This window comes from Cellvibrio sp. (assembly GCF_053579595.1).
The window spans coordinates 1-6,749 of sequence record NZ_JBRFPI010000253.1 but is presented as its reverse complement, the minus strand read 5'-3'; the positions used below and the strand labels follow the sequence as shown (position 1 = coordinate 6,749).

The 6,749-nt window shown below is 46.4% G+C and carries 1 protein-coding gene; it reads right to left on the bottom strand.

The window, feature by feature from the left end:
* Nucleotides 1-6,690: Ig-like domain-containing protein (locus tag ACWA6V_RS14785; protein WP_449523211.1), on the bottom strand; the 6,690-nt coding region annotated here is incomplete at its 3' end.
* Nucleotides 6,691-6,749 lie beyond the last annotated feature (59 nt).

Below are 6,749 nucleotides of genomic sequence, written 5' to 3'. Positions count from 1 at the left end.
AATATAGCCACGATTCATTAATTGACCAATCAATTGCACTTTCACGGAATGCGCCTGTATACCTGCATTTGCCGCGATTTCCGCGCTATGCCCAATCACATTCACTTTTGCATCAGATACTACAGTGCCATTAATACGCACACTGGGCGCTACGCTTGCCTGCACGATCGATTTCAGCTCAATTTTTTCTTCTTGGGCGCGCAACTGCCCGCGATAAATTTGTGCAGCGCGATGCGACGAGCGAGTCGATAAATTACCACTCAGCAGAATGGAATCTGTTGCAAAAATATTAATTGCACCCGATGAAATTGCGGCTCGTAAATCCATGGCGCCAGTACCAGCTACGGTATTTTCCACGCCCATAGTTTCGTAATTCACGCGCAAATTTCCCTGCAATACACTTACACCGCCAGATCCCACTACCACCGAATTCATATCCGGCGTAGAAACAAAATCCAGCACCTGTTCAGTTGCGCCCGTTTGCGAACTGACTTCTGTAGATTGACGAGCATATTGCTGCGTATTGATGTGCCCATTAGCAATTACTTTGTCTGCAATAATTTCCAAACTGACCGCGCCGGATGCTTGTAGATTATTAATATCTATCAAGCCCGCCTGCTGGGTTTGCAATTCGCCGACCTGAGCCATAGCAGACGACAAAGCTGTTGTGGGGGTTGCCACTGCCATCACTGCGCGTTGAACATTGATGAATCCACAATTTTCGCAGCGAATATTGTTGGATGCAGAGCTGTTGATAATTAGCAGATCAGCCGGTTCACCAACAATTTCAATCCCACTCTTAAGTTCAACGTCGTTCGCATCCAACACAATTAATTGCGGCACGATCTCGTTGTCATATACATCGCTGCGATTAATGATTTTCAGTGGTCGATTGAGTATTAGTTTATCCAGCTTGTTGTAACTAATACGATTATTATTGGCTGGCTTAATACTTAACACATCCGATACTTTCAACGGCATCACCGACCAGCCTTGACTGGCAGACTGGGTACCAAACTCCGAAAGAACATCAATTCCATCAAGCGAGAAAATAGTCGGCTGTACTAATGCACTTGTTGCTGATGAAACTATTTCACCACCACGCTTGTTCAACAGTTTTACCGTCAATTCATAATTTCCAGCAACCACTGGAGTCCATTTGGTACTGTAAGGAGGCTGGTTACGAGTCTTACCAACCGGCTCACCATTCGCATAGAACGTGATTTGCTCAATTTGCTGATCCGGGTCAGTCACAGACGCCTTTAATTCGGTAGCAAAACCAACACTAGCATTGCCGCTAATTTGAACAGCAACAGTTGGCTGTTGCGGCTCCACAACTGTAATTTCAGACTCCATCGTCCTTAGCGTTTTTGCATCATCTAGATAAGCAACAGCTTTGAATTTGAAAGTCCCCTCTGAATTCGCCAGCCATTGTACTGGTGTGCCAGCCGGCACCCTGAATCCTTTAGTAAGCTGCGCATTGTTTATGTAGTAGTCAATAACAGGCGGGCGGCCATCAAGGTTGCGCCAAGCTCGCATATAGTTATCAAATACGCTGGCCATTACCGGAACATTGCTGCCAACAAACACTCGCTTACTTTCAAAGGGTTTCGGTGACAACAGCGCGATCACAGGCGAAGATGAATCAGTGACATCAAAACTATAGGTTTGTGAGAAACCTAAACTTCCATCTGAATAACGCGACACTACTCGCCAATAGTATTTAAAGCCGCGATACAGCCCTTCCTGTAATTCGTCTTTGTAGACTCCCGCTGGAGCCCAGCCGTTAGCATTATCCCAGCAGGTTTCGGTAGAACCGGAGACAGCTTTGGCCCAACGCCGCTCTGTGAACTCTGGTGTATCACTAAGCGTAACCACATAGTCAGTCGCGTTGGAGTCAGCATTCCATTTAAAGCAAGGTGTGCTTTGATCAATTGCGACGTCGATTGAAGAACCATTTACAGGTGCAGTCAAACTAATACCTGAGGAAATCGCCCCGTATTGATTGATTTTGATTCGAGATTTTTGCCATGCACCACAACTTGAAGCCGACTGGCAAGCACGAACCTGCCATTGAATCATGGCGTTGTCTTTATACGTCGCCATGGATTCATTAATAGTTGTCGCTAGCGAATCACTCAGCGTCACATCGCTCGGCAGCGCAGATTCAATCTCAGAAACACTATTGCCAACACGCACTTGTAATTGATATGAGCGCGAGCCACTCACTTTATTCCACTCGAGTTTAAAGTTCTGCAAAACTACATCGGAGGTAACGTTGAGTATGGGTAAGCTGTTATTCAAGGTGAATTGATTTGTACCGGAGACACCTTGACGCCCGTCAACATAATTGATGATTACGCGCCAATAATAAGTACCACCCACCGCGAGATCATCAGGAAGCTCACTGCGATAAACCCCGGTTCTGGTCCAGTCATTAACATTACCCCAGCAAAGAGTAGTTACATCTTTGCTAACACCGCGCTGCCAACGGCGCTCGGGAAATTCAGAAATATTACTAACTACAACGGTATAAGCCACTGCGTCCGGATCTGCGCTCCAATTGAAGCAAAGGTTATTCTCTGCATTGTTGAAGTCGATAACGCTATTGCTTGCAGGCGCCAATGCCTGGGTCACTGTTGGTTTGGGATTATGATTCAAAGTCTTAACCCTGGAGAGCTGCGACTTACAACCACTGGCTACTTCACACACAACCATTTTCCATTGCACATATAAAACATCTGGCAGGCTGCTTACCGGAATAGACATAGCACCAGAATTATATTCAGCTTGCGACATTGAGTCTGGAGCCCATTCAGCCTCATATAGTTCATCCAATCTGCCTGAACTGCGCTTCCAAAACTCAAACCGTGTATACCCCACTACCGGTTTCCAACTTAAATCAAATCGTAGACCATAAATATTTTGCGTAGCAATGAAATTAAAATTACCTGTATCACTTATTGGGGGCTCAGGAATAACATTGACCGATTTATAGTGGGTACTGGCAGTGCCGCCAAGACTATTTTCTGCAATTGCTTCAATATGGGTGTTACCTTCAACGGTAGGTCTCCAGTTAACTGAGAATGGGCTTGAGCTGTCGCTTCCAACCAACTGCCCACCTGCGTAAAAATTAACTTGAGTGATAGTGCCTTGAGATGTAGTTGCGTTTACGCTTAACGGATTGTTTTGCCCTACAATCGCCGTAGATATCAGCGGGTCAAAATTCACCACAGGCATAGCTACATTTTTACAAGATGTGCTGGTATTAACCGGCAATACACTCGAGTACGCACCACAATTATTTCCTTCGCAAACACGCGCTTTATAGTCGTAAGCACCACCCGACAAATGGCGCCCATTGAAAATATCCGCGTCAGAATAAAACGTAAATGGAGGGATGTTGCCTCTTTGTCTACTTCTAGACACTAACAATTGCCAATCCTGATCAGTGGATTTTTTCTCATATAGCTCGTAAACATAGCTAGGGGCTACATTAGCGGTAGCGCCAAAATTAATAATGTAGAAACAATCCTGATCCGCATCAATTACGGTTAATGCAGGAACAGGCAACTTGGTATCAATAACACCGTTAGTATCAATGACAAAACTGCGCGTTTCGGAGCGCGATTGACTGCCCAAATTATCGCCCGCAACAACACGCCATTGATAAGGAACACCTTGCTGTAAATTCACCGGAACAGGAAGTTTATTAATACCGGCAGACTCCCAACCTTCGCCGTTGTTCCAACATGCGCGATTGCCAGCACCAACAGCTTTGGTCCAACGCTGCGCCCGGAAATAATTCCCTACACTGACAGTAACAATATGCGACGCTGCTGATGGGTTTGGTGTCCATTCAAAGCAGGGATTACCGCCCAGGTTTGCGGCACTCACAGGTAGTGCAAGAGAAACCGGCGCAAACGCTGTAGTCGGCTGGTAAACCTTTGGTTCGGATACTCGCCAATCCGAACACAGTTTTGCTGTATTGCACGCCTTAACTCGCCAGCGATAAAGGTTGTAATCGAGTAATCCTGAAACAAGGGTACTCGTTGAATAATGGATTTCCGATGGAAGCCACTCAGCACCATAAATACCCGCCAGATCGCCACTGGATGCTTTTTGTAACTCATAATAAGAAGCACCACTTACCGACCGCCAATTAACACTGAATGACGATGATAATGGTTCAACAGCAATTGCAGGCGGCACAGTTGGTGCCGTCACGGCGCCCGATGTCATTCGGAAGCTGCGCGTTTGCGAGAACCCATAGGCTTCATTACTACCTTTAACAGCAACAACGCGCCAATAGTATGTCTGCCCTTTTTCCATTATGAACTCAGTGGGCTTCTGCACTCCTCCTGCTGTCCAACCAGAACCTCCATCCCAACAAAGCGAGGTTCCACTCGTAGCCATTTTCTGCCAGCGTGAAATTGGGAAGTGCCCATCGGTATTAATGGTAACGTTGTAGGACGTTGCACCAACAACAGTATTCCATTGGAAGCAAGGATTTGAACCACTTACGTTGATGATCGCGTTATCGGCTGGTGCCATTAACGTGGGCGAGGCAAGATTTGCCAAAGGATTAGCGGTAACACGCACAGGCTCCGAGTAATCACTACAACCTTTCGCGTTACACGCTTGCAAGCTGTATTCATACACCATTGCATTCAATGGCGTCAGAGTATATGCACGCGTCTTTAGATTATTGTAGAAACTGATTTGGCCATTCGACTTTTCTTTCAAATTGTAATAATCAACTGTCACTGACCCTGTTGGTGACCACTCGAGACTGAAACTGGCTGTCGATTGAATCGGTGAAGAAGTAATTTGCGGAACCGCAGGCAAACCACGGGCACCAACCACGAAGGACTGAATTGCCGATTTATATGTGTTGCCATTTGTATTAGTTACTACTTGCCAATAATAAGTACTTCCTTCGGTTAAATACTCAGGCACCGCATTTGCAGAATGGAGAGAACTCCACCCGGAACCATGCGCCCAACAAGCAGATCGTGCGCTGACAGAGGTAGTCCAGCGGTCACTGCTTAACGACGGAGTAGTACCTAAAGTAATTTGGTAAGAAGCAGCACCCGCAACACCCACCCATTGGAAACAGGGTGCATTCGCAAAGTTCTCAATTGTTGCGCCATTAACTGGATACGCAGCAAAATTACTATTTCCACCAGAGCTTGGACTGCTGGAAATGCTTGAATTGTTAGATGCCGCCACGCTAGCTGACGAGCTAACAGTAGGCACAACTACTTTGACCGCCATCGAAGTGGATTTCAATAACGTATTGTCAAGTGCAACGGCGTGGATCGTGTAATTACCACTGGCTGTTGGAGTCCATGCAACACTGTACGGAGCCGTTTCATCCCGTTGGCCAACTTGTTTATTGTTTACATAAAAGGTAACGTCCCCTACGTCATTTTCCGGATCAGAAACTGATGCACTGATCGTGACTGGTTGGTCTTTTATTAACTGCTGGTTTGCAATTGGCGAGCTGATAGAAATCGTTGGTGCGCCAGTTTGCGTAAATTCCATATACCCCGTTGGGCTCACCAGAGTAGTGCCATTTTGCATGCGGTGAACTGCATGGATCGCGTATCGACCTGCAGAGGTTGGAGTCCAGCCTTTCAAAAATTTACTGCTAGGGTATGGAGGTAAACCAGATAAAAGTACTCCGTTAGCATAAAAATCAACTGCAGCAGCTTTGCCATTTACATCAAGTCCGCCGGTATACCCTGGACCTACCAGATAGGCTCCGAGAACAACTTCTGCACCTAGCCCATATTTTTCAGTGAACGATGTTTGTGGAGACATCAATTGCAACTTCAACGCCTGCGAGCTAGCCGCTGAACTAACGTCCGCACCATTTGACGCTTGAGCATTGCTTGAATTTTGCCCCGCCACAGAAGAGTTACCAGCTCCAGTACTGGTAGAGATATTCACCGAGGCTAGATTAGAGAATTCACTGCAATTAAAGGTTAATCGGTCGCAAAGCCGTGCGCGATAATCATAACTACCTGATGACTGATTATTAATTGAGAAAACTATGGTTCCAGCGGAATCTAATTGGATAGCAACCTCAGCTGAGCCCACCAGACTCGACGCATTTCCAGGCTCAACACTAACCCACGGAGAGTAGGACCAAGACGGTTCGGTATTGGATTTCGCAAAAATCTCAACAACAGGATTTTCAGGTAATTCTTGTGTCACCACGCGCAAGCGATAGTTAGAAGACAAACCATCAAAATACTGGTCATTAGCCGCATTTAACGCAGCCAACAAAGGTTCATTAATAGTAACGATGCTATTGGTGGCGCCTTGGCTCAAGTAGCGAACTTCGCGCTGAGCAGAGACCCCAATCACCCCCTTGGAATCGACTGCATGAGCCTTCACCTCATACAAACCCGGTGCAGGCGGCATCCACGATAATGAATAAGGTGCTGTAGTATCAGTTCCTACTTCCTCGTCATTCGCGTAGAAAATCACTTTGTTAATAGAAGCACCGCTCATTGCATTCGCAGTCACGGACATAGGCACGTACTGCCCCTCGTAATAACTGGTGCCCGAATAAGCAGGCGCGCTCAACGCCGCGCGAGGCGCAGAGGCTTGTGCAATCAATAAAGTTGCAGGGCGAGAGATAACCAATTCATTATTTTTTAATTTTGAAATTGCGGTCATCTCATAGGCAGCGGCTAATGACGGCCTCCAGGTAGTGTTATATCCACTGGCAGCACTCT